Genomic DNA, 22,268 nt, shown 5'->3' on the forward strand with positions numbered 1-22,268 from the left:
GGGCAGGCGCAATCAGGACTCGCGGAAGGCTTTGGCGAAATAATCGGCGAGCGGTTTGAGCAGATAGTTCATCGGTGTCCGGTCCGCTGTGCGCACGAAGGCCTCGACCGGCATGCCGGGGATCAGTGTCATGTCTTCGGGCAGTTTCTCGGCCTCGCCTTCGTTCAACTGCACCTCGGCCCGGTAATAGGACACCCCCGAATTTTCGTTCTGAAAGGCGTCGGCAGAGATCAGTGTCACCTCGCCCTTCAGTTCGGGCGTGCGACGCTGATCAAAGGCCGAGAAGCGCAAGGTTACTTCCTGCCCCACATGGATTTGGTCGATATCGACGACCTGCACTTGCGTGGCAATCACCAATGGCCGGTCCTGCGGGATCAGGAACAGCACCTGATCTGCGGGTCGGATCACCGATTGTTCGGCAAAGACCTGCAACCCGTAGACGACGCCCGAGACAGGTGCGCGGATATCCAGCCGGTCGAGCTGCCGGGTCAGCGTGCGTCGCCGTTCAGAGAGTTCCAATTCGTTGAATTGCAGATCCCGCAGTCGGCTGATCGCCTCTTCCCGGCGGGTGGACGACAGGCCAAGGATCTGGATTTCGATTTCAGTCATCCGTTCCTGCGCTTGTGCAGCCTGCGCGGTCAGTTCGCCAACGCGGCCCAAAAGGTTCGCCTCTTCCCGTTGCAGGGTCAGTACGCGGCTGGCCTGGGCGAGGCCACGATCAAGCAGGCTTTGCTGGTCGGCCAACTCTTGTGCGATCAGGTCGCGCTGGGTGGTCAGCGCCGTTTGCTGCGCTTCGATCCCGGTTAATTGGCTGGCGATCTGGGCGCGTTGCTGGGTCAGTTGCTCGACCGACCTTTTGTTCGACTCGCGCCGCGCTTCGAACAGGCGCTTCTGGCCTGCGATCAGGTCTTGTGCCTCGGCATCCTCTGCCGCCAGCAGCACGTCATCGAAGATCAGTTCATCAAGGTCGTCACGCTCTGCCTCGAGCCGGGCGCGGCGGGCCAGGATCTCGAATAGCTGGCCTTCGACGACGGCCAGTTCGGATTGCATGATCGATCCGTCCAGCCGGATAAGCAGATCGCCCGCGGCGACGGTGTCGCCCTCGTCCACCAGGATTTCTTCGACGACGCCGCCGTCAGGGTGCTGGACAACCTGACGATTGCGGTCGACCTCGATCTGGCCGCTGGTGATGACGGCACCGGTGATCTGCGCCGAGACGGACCATAGACCGAAACCAAATACCAGAATGCCAAGCGAGATGAGACCAACGCTCATGTGTCGCGCAGTGGACCAACGGGCGGCGTTGGGGTCGTTCGATGGCTTGGCGGCGGGCGCTTTCTTTTGCGGTTTCACCACTTTGTCGACAACCATCTTTTCCGTCAGCTTTTTCAAGCCGTTCAGCTTTTCCGACTTGGCGCCTTCTTTGATGCGATCACGCATTTTCATTATGAGACGCCCCCGGTCTTGCCCACGCTCCGCTTGATTTCCTTGTGGTTTTTGACCATTTCTGCCAGCACCTCGTCCTTGGGCCCAAAGGCACGGCGCGCGCCGCCTTCGATCACCAACAGCGTATCGCATTCCTGAATGGCGGCGGGACGGTGCGCCATGATAAAGACGACCTTTCCTTCAGCCTTGAGCGTTTTGATGGCTTTGTTCAGCGCGGCTGATCCGTCATTATCGAGGTTCGAGTTCGGCTCGTCCAGAACGAGGATTACGGGGTCACCATACATTGCGCGGGCCAGGCCGACACGCTGGATCTGTCCGCCGGACAGCCGCCCGGTATTACTGGACACGCGGGTGTCATAGCCATCCGGCAACTTCAGGATCATTTCGTGCGCTGCGGCCTTCTTTGCGGCCTTCACCACCTCTGCGTCGTCGGGCGTCATCGACATGCGCGCGATATTTTCCTTGATCGTACCGTCGAACAGCTGCACCCGCTGAGGCAGATAGCCGATATGTTCGCCCAGAACATCCGGGTCGTATTGATCGAGCGCCGCACCATCCAACCGGATTTTCCCGCCTGCCGGTTGCCAGACCCCGGTCAGAACGCGGGCCAGTGTGGATTTGCCTGCGCCAGAGGTGCCGATCACGCCGACCGCCATCCCGGGTTTGACGTCGAAACTGATCAGCCGCAGCGATGCCTGCTTTTCGCCGGGTGGCACGACGGTAACCTGATCGGCCAGCAGCCGCGCCTTGGGCTTTGGCAGTTTCATACGCTGTTCTTCCTCGCTGACACTGCCCAGCAGGATCGTCAGTCGCCGCCAGCCTTCGCGCCCTTTCTGGAACACGGCCCATTGACCCACGATCATCTCGATCGGTGCAAGCGCGCGTCCCAGCAGGATGGAACCGGCGATCATCGCACCGGGGGACAGCTGGTTGATCAGCACCAGATATGCGCCAAGGCCCAGCATCGCCGATTGCAGGAACAGGCGGAACGATTTGGTTAGTGCGGTGAATGTACCGGATGCATCCGCCGCGCCGATCGTGGCGTCCAGCGATTTGCCGCGAGCGACCTGCCAGCGGTCGAAGGATGCGTTGCGCATGCCGAGCGAATGGACCATTTCGCTTTCGGACCGGATTTGGCTACCCAGTTGCTCTGATGCAAAGGTGGCCGCGTTCGCCTCTTCCAGGGGTTTGCGGGTGGTCAACTGGTTGAAGATCGCGACCGCGATCAGGATGCCCCCGCCCACCAGCGCCAGAAGCCCCATCAGCGGATGAAAGATAAAGATGCCCCAGAAGAAAAGGGGTGCCCAAGGCAGATCGAACAGCGCCATCAGCGCGGGCGACGTGATCATCCGTTGGGTCGACTCCAGATCACGTAGGCCGGTCGCTGCCTCGCGCGGGGCGCGATTAAGCGTCGTCGCCTTCAGCACCGCCGCAAAGACCCGCCGATCCAACCGTGCCTGAAACCGCGCACCGACCCGGCCCATGACCCGGCCACGTACATAGTCGAGGATACCCATCATGCCGTAGAGAAACGCCACCAGCACCGAGAGGGCGATCAGCGTCTCGAACGACCGTGAGCTAAGTACGCGGTCATAGACGTTCAGCATATAAAGCGGACCGGTCAGCATCAGCAGGTTCACGAAAAAGCTGAATATTCCGACCATCCAATAAAGGTGACGGCTTTCCTTGCGGGCGGCGATCAATTCGGCCTCGCCCCGTTCTTTCACTTCGTCTGACATCCGCCCCCGTAAGCCCTTTGTGCCTGATCAGATTACCTGCAGGATACTTTAATTCGGGGTGGTGGTAATGGTTAATCATCACGCGGCCCGATTCCGGTGCGTTACTTAGCACAAATGATTGATTTGATAACTGAAATGGCCCATCAATCTTTGGATGCGCAGGTCTTTGATGATGATCACTGCCCTTTTCGGCCTGTTTCCGCCTGTTACCGTTGCGGCAGGCCCCTATGACGGCGTGTATAAACAGACGGCCAATGCGGAATGTGCCCTTGTCGGTGCCGATGGCGGATCGCTGCGGATCGACGAAGGCATCTTTTACGGGGTCGAGGTGCAATGCCGGATGACCAATCCGGTCGACATCAACGATATGGATGCGACGATCTATACGATGGAATGTTCCGGTGAGGGGCAGACCTGGACCGAACGCGCGATCATGATGGCGGACAAGGCACAGACCGGCATCTATATGATCTGGGACGGGTATGCGTTTCGGTATGATCGGTGTGAAGAGGGCGAATTGTGATGTCTAGGATACTTACGGCTGCACCTAAATGTACGGCTGACGATCGCCGATATGCAGGAAGAACTGACCATTTGCGATCAACCCGAAACATTTTGTCCTGCTGCGCGATCAGCCCTATGGCTGCTTAGTCTGCAGCGTCATTCACGACTGCGGCAAGCGAAATCAACAAGAATGCGGCTGACACCAATACGGCGGCCACGCCCACGCCGACGGCTGTTTCAACCGCAGTTGGCTCTTCGCTGACGGGAATAACCGGTTCAATTTTATTTGTTACGGAGCATCCAGAGATCGCAAGAACGAGGCAAATGCTGCAAAGCCGTTTCATGATTTAGATTTGCTTTCACTTAAATATGCTAGGCCTACCCTAACCCCAGTCCGTATTCATCTGCAGAAGAAGCCGGTTATTGATGCCATTGTAGCCTCTGATGGGCTGATATCCCAGCAATCGTCAAGGTGCATCATCCTAGGCTCAAATCCGGGTCAGCGCATCCAAAACGCCATGACCAACGTGAAAACTTGGCTACCACGCTCCATGCGATTTTTTTAATTCGTCGGATCATCCGCAAAGATATCGTCGAGCACGTTCAGGATGTCTTCGTCGATGACTTCGCCACCTGTGCTTTGCAGGACACCGGTTGCCACAGGTTCCGGCGGGATTGAGACCGGTAGTTGCGTGGGCGTCTTACCATCCAGCACCCTTACCATCGTTTCGCGCCAGATCGTGGCGGGCAACGTGCCGCCGGTGACCTTTGTCAAAGGGCGGTTATCGTCATAGCCCATCCAAACGCCCGTGACATAGTCGCCGGTGAAAGCAATGAACCAGGCATCACGGGACGAGTTCGTCGTGCCGGTCTTGCCCGCTATCTGCCATCCGTCGATGCGTGCCCGCTGTCCGGTGCCTTCCTGAACCACTTTGGTCATCATCCAGGTCAGTTGCCGCGCAGCCTCTTCGCTGATGACACGTTCGCTGATCCCGGCACCTGTCGCGTCCATCAGGACGTCGCTGTCGCCAACGATACGTAGGTCGGTCAGACCATAGGGGATCACGGATGAGCCGCCGTTCAGGATACCTGCAAAGGCGCCGGTCATTTCAAGCAGTGTGCTTTCCGACACGCCAAGCGCCAGTGCCGGTCCAGCGGCCAAGTCACCGGAAATCCCAAAGCCCAAGGCGACGTTACGCACCTTTTCGCGCCCGATATCCTCGGACACGATGATTGCGGGAATGTTCCGGCTTTCGGCCAGTGCCTGCGTCAGTGGCACCGGCCCTTTGAAGACGCGGTCATAGTTTTCGGGGCACCATTCGCGCGAACCGCGTGCGCTATAGCAGGTGCGCGTGTCATCGACCATTGCATAGGGCGACATGCCCAGATCGAGTGCTGCGGCGTAGATGAACGGCTTGAAGGCCGAACCGGTTTGTCGCTGCGCTTGCGTCGCGCGGTTGAACGCACCCGTCTCATCCAGATTGCGCCCGCCGACCATGGCGCGGATCGCCCCGTCGGCTGACATCACGACAATGGCGGCCTGTGCCTCGGACCCTTCGCGCACTTCCGTTTCAAAGACGCTGATCAGCGCCTCTTCGGCTGCGTTCTGAATATCCTTGTCGAGCGTTGTGCGGATGACCACGTCTTCCGTCGTGTCGCGGGTAAAGAACTCGGGACCGGTGCTCATCACCCAATCGGCGAAGAACGGGGCGATATTGGTGCGGGCGGTGGCAGACAGCGTGGCGGGGTTCTGGCGGGCATCGTTGGCCTGATCAGCCGTCAGATAGCGCTGCTCCTCCATCAGCCGGATCACCGTCGCGGCCCTGTCCTGCGCGCGCTGCAGGTTGCGGGTGGGGGCAAAACGCGAGGGGGCGGTCAGAAGGCCCGCCATCATCGCGGCTTGGGCGGGGTCCACCTCGGCGGATGATGCGCTGAAATAGCGCTGCGATGCTGCTTCGAACCCGCGGGCACCTGCACCCAGATATGCGCGATTGAGGTAGATTGTCAGGATTTCGTCCTTGGTATAGGCGATCTCCATCCCCAGCGAATAGACGGCCTCGCGCGCCTTGCGCCAAAGCGATCCCTGACGGCAATCGTTTTCATACGCTGTTTCGCTTTCCCATTTTTCGGGGTCGAATGGCACGCCAAGACACAATAGCTTTGCCGTCTGCTGGGTCAGGGTAGAGCCACCGTGGCCAGATAATGGCCCGCGTCCTTCGCGCAGGTTAATCCGCACAGCCGAGGCAATGCCCCGCGGCGAGATGCCAAGATGGCGATAGAAGCGCTTGTCCTCGGTCGCGACAACTGCGTTCTTGAGATGCGGGGAGACGGTATCGGTCGTGATCTTCCCACCGAACTGATCGCCGCGCCATGCAAAGACCTGGCCCGTCAGATCGGTCATCGTGACAGAGCCGCGCGCCCGCTGGTCGATCAATTCGTCGACCGGTGGCATTTGTGCGGCGAAATACATCGCAAAGCCGCCGATGATCAGTGCGGTTACCAGCCCGATCCGCCAGGCAAAGGCCCAAGCCAATCGGATCGTCCATACGAACGGAAACAGGATCCAGCCGATCAGTCCGCGCTTTTTCTGCTGACGGGCCGGTTTGGCCTTACGACGCGATGCCGTCCGTTTCGCCGGGGCGGATTTCTGCGGTTTCGCGTTGTTCGCCGGATAGCGCTTGTCGGCCACCAAAGGTGTTCGTTTCTTGCCGTTTCCACTCATGTTCCGCTCGACTGATTATTGAGTCTGGATTTTGCAGCAACATAGCGGGGATTGCGTGGCGCGACCAGCCGCTATGGCGGCACGACCGTTTCTGGGTTTCGGCATTGGGCACCGGGGCCGTTATCCTGGGAATCTGTGGGACGCTGATGCTGCAAGAATAGGCGAGAATAGATGTCCCAAAGTTGCCTAAAAAATATTCACTAATCGATATTTGTGCAAAAATTGTGCAATAGCGCCGGTTTTTGACCCTTCTGCACTGCAGCACGACCTTGCCCGCCGGGTGCCTGGGCGCTTTGTCTCATCGCGTAAGCAGGTTCGCTCTCGGCGACCTGCCGAGGGAACGTGCAAGGGGAAGAAAGTGAAACTGATCATTGCAACAATCAAGCCGTTCAAGCTCGAGGAAGTGCGCGAAGCGCTCACCTCGGTCGGTGTGCGCGGCATGATGGTGTCTGAAATCAAGGGCTTCGGCTCGCAATCGGGGCATACCGAAATCTACCGTGGCGCAGAGTATGCGGTGAATTTCGTCCCCAAGGTAAAGCTGGAAATCGTGGTCGCCGCCAGCATGGCCGATCAGGTCGTCAGCACCATCGCCGCCACCGCCAAGACCGACAAGATCGGCGACGGCAAAATTTTCGTGCTCGACGTGGAAAGCGCGCTGCGTGTGCGGACGGGCGAGATCAACGATGACGCGCTTTGATCGCGTAACGAGGGACAATTCAATGAAACCAATCAAACTCCTTTCCGTCGGTGCGGCGCTTGCGCTGCTTCCGACCTTTGCGATGGCGCAGGAGGCGGACGGTGCCGCCGCCGCGCAGACGCAATTCATCTTCACGACGGTTCTTTTCCTTGTCGGTGGCTTTCTTGTGTTCTGGATGGCAGCCGGCTTTGCCATGCTCGAGGCCGGGCTTGTCCGGTCAAAGAACGTCACCACGCAGCTAACCAAAAATATTGGTCTTTTCGGCCTGGCATCGATCATGTTCTGGCTGATCGGCTATAATGTCATGTATCCGGGCGACGGCAACTGGATGATCGAAGGCGTTCTGGGGTCGTTCGGGCCGAAGGACATCAAAACAGATATCGACGCGGGTGGTTATTCCAACGCTTCGGACTTTTTCTTTCAGCTGATGTTCTGCGCGACGACCGCATCCATTGTGTCCGGTACGTTGGCCGAGCGGATCAAGCTGTGGCCGTTCTTTATCTTTGTCATCATCCTGACCGGGCTGATCTATCCGATCGAAGCGTCCTGGCAATGGGGCGGCGGCTGGTTGAGCCAGATGGGCTTTAGCGACTTCGCGGGCTCGACTCTGGTGCATGCTGCTGGTGGTTTTGCCGCGCTGGCTGGTGCGATCGTGCTCGGTGCACGGATTGGCAAGTACAAGGATGGACGGACGGTGCCGATGCCAGGGTCGAACCTTGCCTTGGCAACGCTGGGTACGTTTATCCTGTGGATGGGTTGGTTCGGCTTTAACGGCGGATCGCAGCTGGCCATGGGCACGCTGGAAGACGCCGATGCGGTTGCTCAGATCTTTGCCAACACCAACATGGCAGCTGCCGCTGGTGCGGTGACGGCGTTGTTGCTGACGCAGATCCTGTATCAAAAGCCTGACCTGACCATGGTGCTGAACGGCGCATTGGCCGGTCTGGTATCGATCACGGCAGAGCCGTTGGCGCCATCGCTGTTCGACGCCTTGTGGATCGGTGCCATCGGTGGTGTGATCGTGGTGGTCACTGTGCCAATGTTGGACAAGTTCAGGATCGACGATGTCGTCGGTGCGATCCCAGTTCACCTGATTGCCGGGATGTGGGGCACGCTGATTGTAGCGCTGCACACACAGGCCCCATTGCTGGATGACACTGGTGAGGTGGTCGTCATCGACGGTGTCGAACAAACCGTTGGCTTTGCGGGGCAGCTGGTCACGCAGTTCATCGGGTTTGCCGCCATCGGCCTGTTCGTCTTTGTGGTGAGCCTTGTGATCTGGGTCATCCTGAAAGGTGTCATGGGCATTCGCGTGACCGAAGAGGCCGAGATCAACGGTTTGGACATGTCCGAGCTGGGGATGGAAGCCTATCCCGATTTCTCGAAAGGCTGATCTCCTTCCATCAGTCTTATTACTGGCCCGGGCGTTTCTTGCGCCCGGGTTTTTTGTACAGGGTGGGCGGAGGTCGGCCTCGTCAATTCATGCATGATTGTTCGAGAATATAGCTATTTTGCGCATGTTTATCCTGCCATTCCCGCCTGCTCCTGTCGAAATGGCGATGACATCGCTGGTCAGGCGCGCAAACCTTCGCGAGTGAACGAATCTTTTGGGGGCAATGCTATGATCCAGACACCTTATCTTTTGTTTCTTGGCGATGCGCCTGACCAACTGGCGGCCAAGGTCGCCCAAGGGATCAAGGACTGGCGTCCGGAAAACGCCGTGGGCCAGTTGCGCCTGAAAGGTTGCGGTGCCGATCTGGGTTTGCATGATCTGACGTTGGACGAAGCCAAGGCCGCGGGGGCGCAGACCCTTGTCATTGGTGTGGCCAATCGGGGTGGTGTGATTTCGCAGGCGTGGAAGGACGTGCTGGTCGAGGCTTTGCAGAAAGGATTCGACATCGCGTCGGGTCTGCACAATCTGCTGCGTGATGAGGATGAACTGGTCGCGGCTGCGCGTGTGAACGGCCGGACGCTGTTCGATGTGCGAATCCCGTCGGTGGCTTATCCGATTGCCAATGGCAAGAAACGTACCGGCAAGCGGTGTCTTGCGGTGGGCACCGATTGTTCGGCTGGCAAGATGTATACCGCCATGGCGATGGATGCCGAGATGCAGAAACGTGGAATGAAATCCACTTTTCGTCCTACGGGTCAGACGGGCATTCTGATTACGGGCGGCGGGGTGCCGTTGGACGCTGTGATCGCTGACTTTATGGCTGGTGCCGTGGAATATCTGACCCCAGACAATGACCCGGATCATTGGGATCACATCGAAGGGCAGGGGAGTTTGTTTCATGTGTCCTATTCCGGTGTCACGATGGCCCTGATCCACGGCGGTCAGCCGGATGCGTTGATTTTGGCCCATGAGCCGACCCGGACGCATATGCGCGGCCTGCCCGATTATCCGCTGCCGAGTCTGGAGGAGTTGCGGGACACTGCCTTGCCCCTCGCGCGGTTGGCCAATCCCGCCTGTCAGGTGATGGGGATATCTATCAACACCCAGCATCTGGCCGAGAATGAGGCGCTGGCCTATATGGCCGAAGTCGAGGACCGGATGGGCCTGCCGACGGTTGATACCTATCGCCAGGGTGCCGGGCGGTTGGTTGATGCGTTAATAGATCTTTAACTTTTATGCCTTCGACGGGGATATTTTTGGCCAAGAGAGGATGTAATGCAGATTGACGTCACCCGCGATGTGTTTGCCCTCGCTCAGGCCTTTACGATCAGTCGTGGGTCTCGGACTGAGGCGCAGGTTCTGACCGTCTCGGTGACGCAGGATGGCGTGCGTGGGTGGGGGGAGTGTGTCCCCTATGCCCGTTATGACGAGACTTTGGATAGCGTGAGCGCGCAGATCGCAGGCTTGCCGGGGTATGTAACCAGCGAAAGTTTACAAAACCTTCTCCCTGCGGGTGCTGCGCGGAATGCGGTGGATTGTGCGCTGTGGGATCTGGAGGCGAAGCAGGCGGGGCGGCGTGTTTGGGACCTGTTGGGGTTGGCGGCGCCGGGTCCGGAGGTGACCGCCTATACGTTGTCGTTGGACACGCCGGAGGTGATGCAGCGGCAGGCGGCGCAGAACGCACACCGGCCGCTGTTGAAGATCAAGCTGGGCACGCCGGATGATATGGCGCGGTTGGAGGCGGTGCGGCGCGGTGCGCCCGGTGCGCGGATCATCGTGGATGCGAATGAGGGCTGGACGGCGGAGGTTTATGCCGAATTGGCCCCGCACTTGTTGCGTCTTGGGGTGCAGATGGTCGAGCAGCCATTGCCTGCGGATGCTGATGATATGCTGGCGGAAATCGACCGCCCACTACCTGTTTGTGCTGATGAAAGCTGCCATGATCGGGCCAGCCTGCCTGCGCTGAAGGGTAAATATGATATGGTGAATATCAAGCTGGACAAGGCGGGCGGGTTGACTGAGGCCTTGGCGTTGAAAGAGGCAGCGATGGCCGAAGGTTACGGCATCATGGTGGGCTGCATGGTGGGGTCTTCGCTTGCCATGGCCCCGGCCACGATCCTCGCGCAGGGTGTGGCATTCACCGATCTTGACGGGCCGCTTTTGTTGGCCGAAGACCGGGCAACACCTTTGATATTCGATGAGCGTGGCGTGCACCCGCCCGCGGTAGATTTATGGGGATGAGCATGCGGACTGTTTACGTCAATGGCGATTATGTGCCTGAGAATGAAGCGAAAGTCTCGGTCTTTGATCGCGGGTTTCTTATGGCCGACGGGGTCTATGAAGTGACGTCGGTGCTGGATGGTAAGCTGATTGATTTTGCGGGGCACGCGAAGCGGTTGGAGCGGTCGTTGAATGAGCTCGACATGCCGCATCCTGCTGAAATTCCTGATCTTTTGGAGATTCACCGCGAGCTGGTGCGGGTGAATGAGATCGAGGAAGGGTTGGTTTATCTGCAGATCACGCGGGGCGCGCCGGATGATCGGGATTTCGTATTTCCTGATCCCGAGACGACCAAGCCGACCGTCGTCCTGTTCACTCAGAACAAGCCTGGTTTGGCCGACAGCCCGGCGGCTAAGAAGGGGATCAAGGTAATCTCGATTTCCGATCAGCGCTGGGCGCGGCGGGATATCAAGACGGTGCAGCTGTTGTTTCCGTCGATGGGCAAGATGATGGCCAAGGCGGCGGGTGCCGATGATGCCTGGATGGTCGAGGATGGGGCAGTGACCGAGGGGACCTCGAACAATGCTTATATCATTAAAAACAATACGATAATCACCCGTCATCTTGGGAATGAGATCCTGCACGGGATCACCCGCGCGGCCGTGCTGCGTTTTGCCAAAGAGGCGCAGATGAAGGTCGAGGAACGCAGCTTTACCATTGATGAAGCGCAGAGTGCGGATGAGGCGTTTATCACCTCGGCCAGTACGTTTGTGATGCCTGTGGTTGAGATTGATGGCGTGGCTGTGGGTGAGGGCAAACCGGGGCCTGTGGCGGCACGGTTGCGCGAGATTTATCTGGAAGAAAGCCGGAAGGTGGCTGTCTGACTTCACCGTGGCGAAACCTTTACTAACAAGGTTGTTTGTCGAGTTTTTGCCGTCGGAATTCTATCGGACTTTCATATGACTCCTCGTCCAGACAAGCGGCATTAATGCGCCGGACGGTCCAAAGCTGAAGATTGTGCAAACGCCGAGCAATGCATGCGATCTGGCTACGAACCCCGGTTGGACTGGTCCTATGCGCCACCGGCAACTGTCGCTAGGCTCTGGCCCGGGGAGAGATGATGGCAGCGACGGTTCTGACGTTCGAGATGATGGTGGTCCTTGGGCTGCTGGCGTTCACCGTGTTTCTGTTCGTCTCTGAAATTATCCGCATCGATCTGGCCGCGATCCTCGTGATGGTCATTCTTGGGGCGCTGAGCACGTTGCCCGGTCTTGAAAACCTGTCCAACCGCGCCGACCTTTTTGCCGGATTTTCGTCGAACGCGGTCATCTCGATCATCGCGGTGATGATCATCGGGGCGGGGCTGGACAAGACGGGCCTGATGTCCAAGGTGGCGACGCTGATCCTGAAACGCGGTGGGACGACCGAGGCGCGGATTATCCCCATCGTTTCAGGCACCGTCGGTGTAATCAGCTCTTTCATGCAGAACGTGGGTGCGGCGGCGCTGTTTCTGCCGGTGATCAGCCGTATTTCGGCCCGGACCGAAATACCGATGAGCCGCCTTGCCATGCCGATGGGGTTTTGCGCGATCCTTGGCGGGACGATCACGATGGTCGGATCATCGCCGTTGATCTTGTTGAACGATTTGCTGATCTCGGGGAACAGAACCCTGCCTGCGGATCAACAGATGGAGCCTTTCGGCCTCTTTTCGGTCACGCCCATCGGGGTGATGCTGGTGCTGACCGGTGTGCTTTACTTCATGCTTCTGGGGCGCTGGATTTTGCCGGGTAAGCGTGGGCGGGGAGAGGATGCCGGCGCAGCGCGGTCGATGCAGACCTATGTCGAGAACACCTATGGCCTGCGCGCCGACATGTTCGAGGTGCGGGTGCCAGAGGGGTCGATCCTGATCGGTCAGACGCTGGCGGATATCATGGTGGCGCACCATCTTTATATCCTGGGAACGTCGCACAGAGGCCACAAGGTCATCGCGCCGATGGCTGATACGACGATCGAAGCGCCCGCGCGCCTGGCCGTGCTGGGCTTGCGGCGGGTGCTGGAAGATGAATTTGCAGAGCCCTATGGCCTGGAAATTTTGCCTGAACTGAACGTCTTCGCCGATGACTTTGCCGCCACAGAATCTGGCGTTGCTGAGGTGGTGATCCCGCCGGGGTCGGCTGTCATTGGGCAGTGCCCTATCGACCTGCGGCTGCGGCAGACCCACGGTCTGTCCATTCTGGCTATCCACCGTGGCGAAGAAACGATGAGCCATGTGGAAACCGAAGATCATGTCGCAACCCATATCGGCAAGGTCAACCTGCAGGCGGGCGATACGTTGGTCGTGCATGTTCAGTGGGAGCGGCTGACACGGCTCAAATCGGATCAGAATTTTGTCGTCGTGACGTCTGACTTTCCACAAGAGGAATTACGCCCGCACAAGGTGAACTGGGCGCTGGGATTCTTTTTGATGACGCTGGGATTGATCCTGTTCACCGACCTTTTGTTGTCGCTTGCCTTGTTGGCGGGTGCGGTGGGCATGATCCTGTCGCGGGTGCTGTCCATCGATGAAGCCTATGACGCCGTCAGTTGGAGCACGGTGTTTCTGCTGGCCTCACTGATTCCGCTGGGCATGGCGGTGCAGAATACGGGTACGGCGGCGTGGATTGCCGAGCAGGTGCTTGTCTTGCTGGATGGCTGGCCCGTTTGGTCATTGCAGGCCGGTTTGGCGATCCTGGCGACGGTCTTTACGCTGGTGATGTCGAATGTGGGCGCCACCGTGTTGCTGGTGCCGTTGGCGATTTCAATCGCGATCTCGGCTGGCGGCGACCCGGCAATCTTTGCCTTGACGGTCGCGATTTCGACCTCGAACTCATTTCTCATACCGACACATCAGGTGAATGCGTTGATCATGGGGCCGGCGGGCTATCGGGTTGCGGATTTCGTTCGGTCAGGTGGGATCATGACCGTCTTGTTCCTGATCGTGTCGATGGTCGGACTGACGCTGTTCGCCTAAGGCTATTGCGCCGCTTCGGCCTCGGCCTGGATCGCTTTGGCCCGGTCGTCGGGGATGTCGAGCGCCGCCTCGATCTGGTGCAAGAGCCGGTCCTCTTCCTTGTGCATGATTCCGTCGGCATAGGCGACGGACCAGAGGGCGCGCAGCGTCGCCTCTTTCTTTTCCATGCTGACGGCGTTGTTGAGGATGGCGGCGATTTCGACCGTATTGGGGATTTCGCGTTCGAGTTTCTCACAGGCGGCGCGCATCTTGGCAGCCTCGACCGGGTCAAGCCCGTGTTGCCGCGCAAGGACCTTGTCGATGCGTTGGATTTCCGCGACCTGGTATTCGTTATCGACCTTGGCCGCGCGGACGAGGAGCGCGCCCATCGCATGCCGCGCGTCGGCTTCGGGCAGTTCGGTTTCGTAGCCGCCCGGATTACGGAACAATGCGAGAAGACCTTCGAACATGCCACACCCCCTGACCCACGTGTTCAGTTAACGAAGTTATGGTGTCGTGTGCAACCTAGCCGTGCGATTTCTTGAAGGCCTCTTGCGCATCGGACGTGGCTTCGGTCTGGTACTTTGCTTTCCATTCGGCGAAGGGCATGCCGTAAAACGCGTCGCGCCCTTCGTCTTTGCTCATCTCGATGCCCCGTTCGTTCGCGGCCTCTTGATACCAGCGCGACAGGCAGTTCCGGCAGAACCCGGCGAGGTTCATCATGTCGATGTTCTGCACATCTGTCCGGTCTTCCATCAGATGCTGGCGCAGGCGGCGGAAGGCGGCGGCTTCGAGTTCAAGCTGGGTTTGTTCATCCATTTGTTTTCTCCCTAAAGGCCGCTATCGGCCAGTACATCTGTCAATATAGGCGCCAATCGTTCGGCCCACAGGGTTTGTCCGGCCTCATCCGTAATCAGGTCGTGCCGAAGTTCGATCAGGATATTGGGCCGGTCATGCTGTAGCGCGTGGCGGTCGACGGCGTCACCGGGCAGGTGACCCGCATAGGGCTGGTTGTCGCCGGTCACCCAACCGGCGGCCCGGCATGCGTCGATCAGCGGTTTGGCCAGCCGGTCGTCCTCGGCATAAAGGATGCCGATTTCCCATGGACGCGGGTGTCGTCCGCGTAATCGTGGCGTGAAGCTGTGGACCGCGCAGATGATCGGATCGGTCATCTTGTTGGCGAGGTCGGCATAGGCGGCGTGATAGGGGCGGTAGAGACGGCGGAGCCGTTCGTTGATCTCGTCTTCGTCCGCATGCCGGTTGCCGGGGATGATTGTCCCGTCGTAAAGGCGCATGACAAGGGTCGGGTCATCCTCGCCCCGGTTTGGATCGATGACCAGCCGCGAGAATTGGGACAGAATGGCGGGGCTGTCGAGCAGCCTGGCCAATTTCCGGGTGACGCCAGCCGCCCCGATGTCATAGGCGATGTGCCGCGCCATATCTGCCGCAGGCAGCCCAAGATCGCCATCCGATACCCAATCGGGCACGTGATTTGTCGCGTGATCACAGGCCAGAAGCCAGCGTCCGGGTCGATCAGCGCCTTCGATTTTGTAGGGGGTGTCCGTCATGCCGTGTCATTCCTTTGTCACCGCGTTTAGGCTAGTTGTCGCGGGAAGGGAATTGCGCAATAAGGGCGCAACATAGGCTGTTACCGCTAACGGCTCAAAGACCAAGGGGACGTGTATGAGACGCCATCGGAATGTGAAAATTGTCGCCACGCTGGGGCCGGCATCCAATGATTACGAGATGATCCGCGCGCTGCACGAGGCAGGTGCAGATGTGTTCCGGTTGAATATGTCCCACGGTGATCATTCCGAGATCAAGGCGCGGCATGCGATCATCCGTAAGGTCGAGAAAGACCTGGATAGCCCGATTGCCATCCTGGCGGATTTGCAGGGGCCCAAGCTGCGTGTCGGCGTGTTCGCGAACGGCGAGGAAGAACTGAAAGAGGGTGCCCCGTTCCGTCTTGATCTGGATGATGCAGAGGGCGACGCAACGCGGGTGAAGCTGCCGCACAAAGAGATTTTTGATGCGCTGGAACCCGGCGCGCATTTGCTGGTGAACGACGGCAAGATCAAGCTGCGGGTCAAGGAATGCGGCGCTGATTTCGCGAATTGCGAAGTGATCGTGGGGGGCACGATTTCCAACCGCAAGGGTGTAAACGTACCTGATGTGACGCTGCCTGTGGCCGCGCTGTCGCCGAAGGATCGCAAGGACCTCGAATTCGTCTGCGAATTGGGTGTCGACTGGTTGGCGTTGTCATTTGTGCAGCGGGCCGCCGACGTGGAAGAAGCACGCGAGTTGTGCAAAGGCCGTGCGTCGATCCTGTCGAAGATCGAAAAGCCGAATGCGGTGAAATCGTTTGACGATATCCTTGCCGCGTCAGACGGGATCATGGTGGCGCGGGGCGATTTGGGTGTCGAACTGCCAGTGCAGAACGTGCCACCGATCCAGAAGCAACTGGTGCGCAAATGCCGTGCAGCGGCCAAGCCGGTGATCGTGGCGACGCAGATGCTGGAATCGATGATCGAAAGCCCCATGCCGACGCGCGCGGAAGTTTCCGATGTGGCGACCGCAATCTATGAAGGTGCGGATGCCATCATGTTGTCCGCTGAATCTGCGGCCGGATCATATCCGATCGAGGCGGTGACGACGATGAACAACGTCGCGGGTGAGGTCGAGGCCGATCCGAACTATACCGAGATTATCGAGGCATCCCGCAAGGCCGAGGGGATCACGGTTGCCGATGGTATCGTGTCTGCGGCCCGCGAGATCGCGGAGACGACGGATGTGAAAGCGATTTGCTGTTTCTCGCAATCCGGGACGACCGCGCTTTTGGTGTCGCGCGAACGGCCCCGTGTGCCGATCATCGCGCTGACCAACCATATCGAAACGGCGCGCAGGCTATGCCTGTCCTGGGGGACGAATTGTGTCGTCACCGGTCCGGTCCATCGCTTCAAAGAAGCAGTGATCGCGGCCGTCCGCGCCGCAGTGGCGCAGGAATTGGCATCGGAGGAGGATATGATCGTCGTTACCGCCGGGGTGCCATTCAACACGCCGGGGTCGACCAACATTCTGCGCGTCGCCCCCTGTGCCGAGCGTTTGATCTATGCCGCTGATCCGGAGTAGCTTGCCCTGAACATCAATGAAGGGCACGCGCGATGGATCTGGATGTGATTTTCGTCATTGGACTGATCATTGGCGCGTTTTCGATCCCGGCGATGATCAATGCATTTTCCGATGGACGGTGGCCGCGGGGATCGTTCGTGGCCTTGGTGATCGGGGGCGCGATGGTGGGCTTTGCCGCTTGGACGGAACCAGCGACCTATACGTTCGCGCAGGTGGATGACGTCTTTGTCAGCGTGCTGGCCCGTTTCCTGAATTAGGTCTTGCGTGGTATCTTGATCGGCCCTATACGGCGCACTTCACCCGCGCGTCCGGCCAATATGGCATGCCGAGTCGCGCGTTTCGACCGAACCCCAGAGGAGACGGAAATGCCGAAGATGAAGACGAAATCGAGCTGCAAGAAGCGGTTCAAGGTCACGGCCTCTGGCCGTGTTGTGGCGGGCCAGGCTGGCAAGCGCCACGGCATGATCAAGCGCACCAACAAATTCATTCGCAACGCACGTGGCACGACAACGTTGTCGAAGGCTGATGAGCAGATCATCAAGCCGATGATGCCATACGCACGCTAAGGGGGATTTGAGATATGCGCGTTAAAGGTGGAACCGTCACGCATCGGCGTCACAAGAAAGTTCTGGATCAGGCCAAGGGTTATTACGATCGCCGTTCGAAGACCTTCAAGGTCTCCAAGCAGGCTGTCGACAAGGCCAACCAATATGCAACCCGCGACCGGCACAATCGCAAGCGTAACTTCCGTGCGCTGTGGATCCAACGGATCAATGCCGGTGTCCGGGCTGTGGATGAGAGCCTGAATTATTCGAAGTTCATCAACGGTTTGAACCTCGCCGGGATCGAGGTCGACCGCAAGGTGCTGGCTGATCTGGCGGTGAACGAGCCCGAAGCGTTCGCGACGATCGTCGGCAAGGCGAAGGCGGCTATGGCGTAAGCCATACATATAGAATTCTGGAAGGGGTGCGATTTGTTACGGGTCGCGCCCCTTTTTCTTTTTTGTTTCTGATTTTGAACGGAATCGGGTGGTGGCGCTCATCAGGTCGAAGATCGATCCGGTATGCGTTATGGAACGTTCCGCCTTTGTCTTTGTGCTGCATTGTTTGCCTGCATGGGCGGTGGTGACCTTCCAGACCATGGGGATGTGGTCGTGGGTCAGGCGAGCCTGCTGGTTGGCACGATCGGCGGTGCGTAAGGTGGCAACGGGCTGCCGTTTGCGACAGCCGCAGATATGCCTGAGACGTTTTGAAGGTATGCCCGTCGCCGTAAAAATGGCGCGGTTTCCTCGCGACTGCGATACCCGGCGGGTCACGATGATCGTTCCGGACGAGACCGTCGCCTTTGTCCGACGGGTCTATGACGGGTATTACCGCGATGCTATATTCAAGACGGATGAGGTGACCTAACGATCTGTCGGAAACGCGAGATCATGCGATGCGGGCAACAGCCGGATCGGCCGCACATTTTAAGGCGCTGAAGGTGAGTGGATCGCTGGAACGGTTTTGCTGGACGCCGAATTCTCGGACTGAGTCAGAGCTGCGCGGCTGTTGGGCGCGGACACCTTTGCCGGGATACTGCCACCGATCAGGCTGCCATATCCGCCCCTTCGAGCCAGACGACCTGATCACGCCCGCCCTCTTTCGCACGATACAGCGCCCTGTCAGCCCGTTTCAGGACGTCGTCGAATCCGTGATCCGCTGTATAAACTGTGGTGACCCCAAAGCTGGCTGTGACGTCCAGATGCCGGTCGCCGATAGCAAAGGGGCTGCCGCCGATCGTGTCGCAAAGCCGCGCCGCCTGGGCCATCGCGATTTCGATTCCGGTATTTGCCATCAACAACCCGAATTCCTCGCCGCCCATGCGCACGCAGCCATCGTCGGGACGTCCGCGTGCCATGATCCGCTTGACCAATGTGCAAAGGACGCCGTCGCCGACATCGTGCCCGTAGGTGTCGTTGATCTGTTTGAAGTAATCGACGTCCACCGACACGAAAGAGAAAGGCGTTTGGTCCTGTTTCCAGTTCTGCCATAGCTGCGCCGCCTGATCATAGAGCGCATAGCGATTCTGCGCGCCGGTCAGCGGGTCGGTGCGCGCCTGGGTCGCCAATGCCTCCATCTGTTCGACGATCAGCAGTTGCGTGGCGAGGCAGCAGCCGATCGCCTCGAGCTTGGCCTTGATCGCGGCGGGTTGGTCGATCTGTGCGTGAAAGCTCGCGAAGATCACCCCAAGGCAGCGGGACGCGGTGACAAGCGGTGCGGCGGCGAGCGCACGATAGCCCATCTGCGCCAGTTGTATCAGGCCAGGTGAAGGGACCTGTGTGATGTTGGGGACGAAGATCCCTTGTTTGCGTCGGAAAACAGCGCCTGCCAACGTGGTGTGGATGTCATAGTGCGCGCCATGGGCGATGCCCTTGCTTCCGTCCATGCTGCTCACCCGCAGCGTTTGCTGCCCCGTATCCAGCGCGATCGAGCAGCGTTCCGCCCCGACGATCCGCCGTGACCATGCCGAATAGGTCCGCAAAATGTCGGTCTGGGTCGTGGCCGCCCCCAATTCGCGCAGAAATCCGATTGGCACGCTGAGTTCCGCCGCATCATCGTGGGCTTGGGCGGCAGCGTCGAAGATTGCCTGGTATTCGGGCCGTTCGGTCATGCGGGTTGATAGACCGCCAACCCTTAATGTCCGCCTAAGCCGGGCGGGTCCTTGCGCGCTGTCCCCTGTCGCGGTAGCACGTCGCGGCGTATAAGAGGTGCCCACAATGGATGATCTGAAACAGAAATACCTTGGCCTGATCGCCGATGCTGCTGACGAGTCGGCGATCGAGGATCTGCGCGTGCAGGCCGTCGGCAAAAAAGGTGAGATCAGCCTGAAGATGCGCGAATTGGGCAAGATGACCCCGGAAGAGCGGCAGGTTGCAGGCCCCGCGCTGAATGCGCTGAAGGATGAGATCAATTCGGCGCTGTCCGCCAAGAAGGTTGCGTTGGCCGATGCCGCGCTGGATGCACGGTTGAAAGATGAGTGGTTGGACGTGACCTTGCCCGCCCGCGGGCGTCGTCAGGGGACGATCCATCCGATTTCGCAGGTGACCGAAGAGGTGACGGCGATCTTTGCGGATATGGGGTTTTCGGTGGCCGAGGGCCCGCAGATCGAGTCGGATTGGTACAATTTCGATGCGCTGAACATTCCCGGCCACCACCCGGCGCGGGCCGAGATGGACACGTTCTATACCCATCGTCGTGAGGGCGATAACCGCCCGCCGCATGTGCTACGCACCCATACATCGCCGGTTCAGATCCGGTCGATGGAGGCGAATGGTGCCCCTTTGCGTGTGATCTGCCCGGGTCGTGTGTATCGCGCGGATTATGATCAGACCCATACGCCGATGTTCCATCAGATCGAAGGGCTGGCGATTGATCGCGATATCTCGATGGCCAACCTGAAATGGGTGCTGGAAGAGTTCGTGAAGGCGTTCTTTGAGGTCGATGGCGTCGATCTGCGCTTTCGGGCTTCGCACTTTCCATTTACGGAGCCATCGGCCGAGGTCGATATCCGCTGTTCCTGGGAGGGTGGCACGCTGAAGGTAGGTGAGGGGGATGACTGGCTGGAGATTTTGGGGTCCGGCATGGTGCATCCGAAAGTGCTGCAGGCGGGCGGGATCGACCCAGCTGAATGGCAAGGCTTTGCCTTTGGCATGGGGATCGACCGGATCGCGATGCTGAAATACGGCATCCCGGATCTGCGGGCGTTCTTTGATTCAGACCTGCGGTGGTTGCGGAATTATGGGTTTGCCGCGCTGGATATGCCGGATCTGGCGGGTGGGTTGTCGCGTTAGCGATGCACATTTTCGGTGTCGTATTGGCGGCATTCTATGATTGGTGTTTTGCGCAGGTCGGTCGTGTCGGTGAGTTCACCGGTGTACTGATTTGGATGCTTCCGATTGTGATTTGGCCGTTTCTTGCGCAGACTTTTCCGCGCTGGCTTTGGGCTATGGGCATGATTGTCGTATGCGTATTCGCAATCACGATGGCTGTTGCTCACCATAATTACTGGAAAGAGAGACGCGGTCGGTAGGGTGGGTGAAACCCACCCGCGATTGGATTTCGCACGTGTTTCGCTGAAACGGAAAAGGCTCTCTATCCCCGCTCGGCCGTTGTGCTCTTTCTTCGTCGCGTGGGTTTCACCCACCCTACTGTAGGTCTTTGAAGGCGGTTTGGAGGCGGGTTATGGCGTCTTCGACCTGTGATCTTGGGGCGCCGAGGTTGAACCGCAGGAAGCTCTCGCCGCCTTTGCCGAAGGTGGGGCCGTGGTTGGCGGCGATTTTGGCCTTGTCTTCGACGCGGGCGGTGAATTCTTCGCGGTTCATCCCCGTATTCGCGAAATCGACCCAGGCGAGGTACGTGGCTTCCAAAGGCATCGATCGCAGGCCGGGGATCGCGTTGACGCCGTCATCGAAAATCTGTCGGTTGGTGTCGATGTAAGCGCGGCATTCATCGACCCAGGCGGCGCCCTCTGGCGTGTAGGCTGCCGTCGCCATGAACAGGCCGAAGCTGTTGGGCGACATGCCGAGGGCGGCCATGCGCTTGCCGAAGCGGGCGCGCAGGTCCGGGTCTTCGATGATGACGTTGCCGACGTGGCTGCCGGCGATGTTGAAGGTCTTGGTCGTCGCGGTCATCATCACCAGCCGATCTGTGATGCCGTCGATATGCGCCATGGGGATGTGGGTCTGGCCGGGCATGGTCAGGTCGTGGTGGATTTCGTCGGAGACGAGGACCAGTTCGTGCCGTTTGGCAAAGGCGGCGATGGCCTGCAGTTCGGATTTGGTCCAGACCCGCCCGCCGGGATTATGCGGCGAGCAGAGGATGACCATCCGTTCATTGCCGGTCATCTGGGCGTCGTAGGCGGTAAAGTCCATCTCGTACCGCCCGTCATTATTCACCAACTCGCATTCCATCACCTGCCGGTCGGCGGCAGCGATGACGCGGGCGAAGGCGTGGTAGACGGGGGTGAAGAGGACGATGCCGTCGCCCGGTTGCGTGTAGGCGTCGATGCACATGGCGGTGCCGTTGACGAGGCCGTGGGTGGTGAAAATCCATGATGGATCGATCTGCCAGCCATGCCGTTCGGCCATCCACCACTGGATCGCGGCGCGGTATTTGCTTTCGTCGCCGAAATAGCCGTAGACGCCGTGATCGACCATGTCCTGCACGGCCTTCTGGATGGGTGGCGCGGCTTTGAACTCCATGTCGGCGACCCACATGGATAGCCCGTCATCGGGGCTGACGCCGAACAGGTCCTCCATCGCGTCCCATTTCACACAATGAGTGTTGCGACGGTCTGGGGCGTGATCGAATGACATGGGGCTCTCCTGATATTCAGCCTGCGCAGGCTACGACAGGCGGGGCGGAGTGCAAGGGGCAGTTTCGCGGTAT

The 22,268-nt window shown here is 59.2% G+C and carries 22 protein-coding genes; 12 read left to right on the forward strand and 10 right to left on the reverse strand.

The genetic code is table 11. The annotated features are described in order from the left end of the window. Positions 1-12: 12 nt before the first annotated feature. Together V8J85_RS17165 and V8J85_RS17170 are read right to left on the reverse strand one after the other, a co-directional pair. Entirely contained in the window at positions 13-1,275 is a 1,263-nt protein-coding gene (locus V8J85_RS17165) for an HlyD family type I secretion periplasmic adaptor subunit (protein ID WP_339955069.1), read from the reverse strand. A gap of 170 nt (positions 1,276-1,445) precedes the next feature. Next, the gene (locus tag V8J85_RS17170; protein WP_339954995.1) at positions 1,446-3,185 is read right to left on the reverse strand and encodes a type I secretion system permease/ATPase; all 1,740 of its coding nucleotides are present in this window, start codon (positions 3,183-3,185) and stop codon (positions 1,446-1,448) included. Positions 3,186-3,354: 169 nt separating this feature from the next. Between V8J85_RS17170 and V8J85_RS17175 the strand changes: the two genes are divergently transcribed. After that, positions 3,355-3,708, forward strand: a complete 354-nt coding sequence (locus V8J85_RS17175; RefSeq protein WP_339954996.1) for a hypothetical protein — start codon at positions 3,355-3,357, stop codon at positions 3,706-3,708. 124 nt (positions 3,709-3,832) lie between these two features. On the opposite strand, the gene V8J85_RS17180 is transcribed toward V8J85_RS17175, so the two are convergent. Both V8J85_RS17180 and V8J85_RS17185 read right to left on the reverse strand, forming a co-directional pair. Beyond that, a complete protein-coding gene (locus tag V8J85_RS17180) occupies positions 3,833-4,033 on the reverse strand; it encodes a hypothetical protein (protein WP_339954997.1) in 201 nt (66 codons plus the stop codon). A 218-nt stretch (positions 4,034-4,251) separates the two neighbouring features. After that, entirely contained in the window at positions 4,252-6,411 is a 2,160-nt protein-coding gene (locus tag V8J85_RS17185) for a transglycosylase domain-containing protein (protein ID WP_339954998.1), read from the reverse strand. Positions 6,412-6,769: 358 nt separating this feature from the next. On the opposite strand from V8J85_RS17185, the gene V8J85_RS17190 reads away from it, so the two are divergent. The 6 genes from V8J85_RS17190 (at position 6,770) to V8J85_RS17215 (ending at position 13,731) form a co-directional block, all read left to right on the forward strand. Continuing rightward, positions 6,770-7,108, forward strand: a complete 339-nt coding sequence (locus V8J85_RS17190) for a P-II family nitrogen regulator (protein ID WP_339954999.1) — start codon at positions 6,770-6,772, stop codon at positions 7,106-7,108. Positions 7,109-7,130: 22 nt separating this feature from the next. Then, positions 7,131-8,501 carry an ammonium transporter gene (amt, locus tag V8J85_RS17195; protein WP_339955000.1) on the forward strand — a complete coding sequence of 457 codons (1,371 nt, stop codon included), beginning with the start codon at positions 7,131-7,133 and terminating at the stop codon, positions 8,499-8,501. Between the two features lie 228 nt (positions 8,502-8,729). After that, positions 8,730-9,731 (forward strand): N-acetyltransferase DgcN, encoded by a 1,002-nt coding sequence (dgcN, locus tag V8J85_RS17200; protein WP_339955001.1) that lies wholly within the window; start codon positions 8,730-8,732, stop codon positions 9,729-9,731. Positions 9,732-9,776: 45 nt separating this feature from the next. Further along, entirely contained in the window at positions 9,777-10,742 is a 966-nt protein-coding gene (gene dgcA, locus V8J85_RS17205) for an N-acetyl-D-Glu racemase DgcA (RefSeq protein WP_339955002.1), read from the forward strand. Then, positions 10,739-11,605 (forward strand): D-amino-acid transaminase, encoded by an 867-nt coding sequence (locus V8J85_RS17210; protein WP_339955003.1) that lies wholly within the window; start codon positions 10,739-10,741, stop codon positions 11,603-11,605. Before dgcA ends, V8J85_RS17210 begins: the two co-directional genes overlap by 4 nt. 236 nt (positions 11,606-11,841) lie before the next feature. Next, positions 11,842-13,731 (forward strand): SLC13 family permease, encoded by a 1,890-nt coding sequence (locus tag V8J85_RS17215; protein WP_339955070.1) that lies wholly within the window; start codon positions 11,842-11,844, stop codon positions 13,729-13,731. Positions 13,732-13,733: 2 nt separating this feature from the next. Here the strand turns inward: V8J85_RS17215 and V8J85_RS17220 are convergent, their stop codons facing one another. The 3 genes from V8J85_RS17220 to V8J85_RS17230 are packed head-to-tail and all read right to left on the reverse strand — an operon-like array spanning position 13,734 to position 15,278. Then, positions 13,734-14,180, reverse strand: a complete 447-nt coding sequence (locus tag V8J85_RS17220; RefSeq protein ID WP_339955004.1) for a tellurite resistance TerB family protein — start codon at positions 14,178-14,180, stop codon at positions 13,734-13,736. A 55-nt stretch (positions 14,181-14,235) separates the two neighbouring features. Further along, positions 14,236-14,529: a DUF1244 domain-containing protein gene (locus V8J85_RS17225; protein ID WP_339955005.1), complete on the reverse strand. Its 294-nt coding sequence runs from the start codon at positions 14,527-14,529 to the stop codon at positions 14,236-14,238. 11 nt (positions 14,530-14,540) lie between these two features. Beyond that, entirely contained in the window at positions 14,541-15,278 is a 738-nt protein-coding gene (locus tag V8J85_RS17230; RefSeq protein ID WP_339955006.1) for an N-formylglutamate amidohydrolase, read from the reverse strand. A 115-nt stretch (positions 15,279-15,393) separates the two neighbouring features. Between V8J85_RS17230 and pyk the strand changes: the two genes are divergently transcribed. From pyk to rplT, 4 genes are all read left to right on the forward strand, one after another. After that, on the forward strand, positions 15,394-16,839 hold the full coding sequence (gene pyk / locus V8J85_RS17235; RefSeq protein WP_339955007.1) for a pyruvate kinase: 1,446 nt from the start codon (positions 15,394-15,396) through the stop codon (positions 16,837-16,839). A 32-nt stretch (positions 16,840-16,871) separates the two neighbouring features. Further along, positions 16,872-17,096 carry a hypothetical protein gene (locus tag V8J85_RS17240; protein ID WP_339955008.1) on the forward strand — a complete coding sequence of 75 codons (225 nt, stop codon included), beginning with the start codon at positions 16,872-16,874 and terminating at the stop codon, positions 17,094-17,096. Between the two features lie 108 nt (positions 17,097-17,204). Continuing rightward, the gene (gene rpmI, locus V8J85_RS17245) at positions 17,205-17,405 is read left to right on the forward strand and encodes a 50S ribosomal protein L35 (protein WP_339955009.1); all 201 of its coding nucleotides are present in this window, start codon (positions 17,205-17,207) and stop codon (positions 17,403-17,405) included. 14 nt (positions 17,406-17,419) lie between these two features. Beyond that, a complete protein-coding gene (gene rplT / locus V8J85_RS17250) occupies positions 17,420-17,779 on the forward strand; it encodes a 50S ribosomal protein L20 (protein ID WP_339955010.1) in 360 nt (119 codons plus the stop codon). 36 nt (positions 17,780-17,815) lie between these two features. Here the strand turns inward: rplT and V8J85_RS17255 are convergent, their stop codons facing one another. Together V8J85_RS17255 and V8J85_RS17260 are read right to left on the reverse strand one after the other, a co-directional pair. Further along, positions 17,816-18,154, reverse strand: coding sequence for a hypothetical protein (locus V8J85_RS17255; protein WP_339955011.1), 339 nt, complete (start codon positions 18,152-18,154; stop codon positions 17,816-17,818). 272 nt (positions 18,155-18,426) lie between these two features. After that, positions 18,427-19,491 carry a sensor domain-containing diguanylate cyclase gene (locus V8J85_RS17260; RefSeq protein ID WP_339955012.1) on the reverse strand — a complete coding sequence of 355 codons (1,065 nt, stop codon included), beginning with the start codon at positions 19,489-19,491 and terminating at the stop codon, positions 18,427-18,429. Positions 19,492-19,597: 106 nt separating this feature from the next. Here V8J85_RS17260 and pheS point away from each other — a divergent pair, with 106 nt between their 5' ends. After that, on the forward strand, positions 19,598-20,671 hold the full coding sequence (gene pheS, locus V8J85_RS17265) for a phenylalanine--tRNA ligase subunit alpha (protein WP_339955013.1): 1,074 nt from the start codon (positions 19,598-19,600) through the stop codon (positions 20,669-20,671). A gap of 354 nt (positions 20,672-21,025) precedes the next feature. On the opposite strand, the gene V8J85_RS17270 is transcribed toward pheS, so the two are convergent. Beyond that, positions 21,026-22,195: a MalY/PatB family protein gene (locus V8J85_RS17270; RefSeq protein WP_339955014.1), complete on the reverse strand. Its 1,170-nt coding sequence runs from the start codon at positions 22,193-22,195 to the stop codon at positions 21,026-21,028. Between the last annotated feature and the right edge of the window lie 73 nt (positions 22,196-22,268).

The sequence above is a fragment of the Yoonia sp. 2307UL14-13 genome, assembly GCF_037572755.1.
In the GTDB taxonomy this organism is placed as follows: Bacteria; Pseudomonadota; Alphaproteobacteria; order Rhodobacterales; family Rhodobacteraceae; genus Yoonia.

Coding starts and splice junctions, on each gene's coding strand:
- V8J85_RS17225 (WP_339955005.1), bottom strand. CDS start 14,529: ATGGATGAACAAACCCAGCTTGAACTCGAAGCCGCCGCCTTCCGCCGC.
- pyk (WP_339955007.1), top strand. CDS start 15,394: ATGAGACGCCATCGGAATGTGAAAATTGTCGCCACGCTGGGGCCGGCA.
- V8J85_RS17180 (WP_339954997.1), bottom strand. CDS start 4,033: ATGAAACGGCTTTGCAGCATTTGCCTCGTTCTTGCGATCTCTGGATGC.
- V8J85_RS17165 (WP_339955069.1), bottom strand. CDS start 1,275: ATGAGCGTTGGTCTCATCTCGCTTGGCATTCTGGTATTTGGTTTCGGT.
- dgcA (WP_339955002.1), top strand. CDS start 9,777: ATGCAGATTGACGTCACCCGCGATGTGTTTGCCCTCGCTCAGGCCTTT.
- V8J85_RS17215 (WP_339955070.1), top strand. CDS start 11,842: ATGGCAGCGACGGTTCTGACGTTCGAGATGATGGTGGTCCTTGGGCTG.
- V8J85_RS17210 (WP_339955003.1), top strand. CDS start 10,739: ATGAGCATGCGGACTGTTTACGTCAATGGCGATTATGTGCCTGAGAAT.
- V8J85_RS17240 (WP_339955008.1), top strand. CDS start 16,872: ATGGATCTGGATGTGATTTTCGTCATTGGACTGATCATTGGCGCGTTT.
- V8J85_RS17175 (WP_339954996.1), top strand. CDS start 3,355: ATGATGATCACTGCCCTTTTCGGCCTGTTTCCGCCTGTTACCGTTGCG.
- rplT (WP_339955010.1), top strand. CDS start 17,420: ATGCGCGTTAAAGGTGGAACCGTCACGCATCGGCGTCACAAGAAAGTT.
- V8J85_RS17220 (WP_339955004.1), bottom strand. CDS start 14,180: ATGTTCGAAGGTCTTCTCGCATTGTTCCGTAATCCGGGCGGCTACGAA.
- dgcN (WP_339955001.1), top strand. CDS start 8,730: ATGATCCAGACACCTTATCTTTTGTTTCTTGGCGATGCGCCTGACCAA.
- V8J85_RS17270 (WP_339955014.1), bottom strand. CDS start 22,195: ATGTCATTCGATCACGCCCCAGACCGTCGCAACACTCATTGTGTGAAA.
- rpmI (WP_339955009.1), top strand. CDS start 17,205: ATGCCGAAGATGAAGACGAAATCGAGCTGCAAGAAGCGGTTCAAGGTC.
- amt (WP_339955000.1), top strand. CDS start 7,131: ATGAAACCAATCAAACTCCTTTCCGTCGGTGCGGCGCTTGCGCTGCTT.
- V8J85_RS17260 (WP_339955012.1), bottom strand. CDS start 19,491: ATGACCGAACGGCCCGAATACCAGGCAATCTTCGACGCTGCCGCCCAA.
- V8J85_RS17170 (WP_339954995.1), bottom strand. CDS start 3,185: ATGTCAGACGAAGTGAAAGAACGGGGCGAGGCCGAATTGATCGCCGCC.
- pheS (WP_339955013.1), top strand. CDS start 19,598: ATGGATGATCTGAAACAGAAATACCTTGGCCTGATCGCCGATGCTGCT.
- V8J85_RS17230 (WP_339955006.1), bottom strand. CDS start 15,278: ATGACGGACACCCCCTACAAAATCGAAGGCGCTGATCGACCCGGACGC.
- V8J85_RS17185 (WP_339954998.1), bottom strand. CDS start 6,411: ATGAGTGGAAACGGCAAGAAACGAACACCTTTGGTGGCCGACAAGCGC.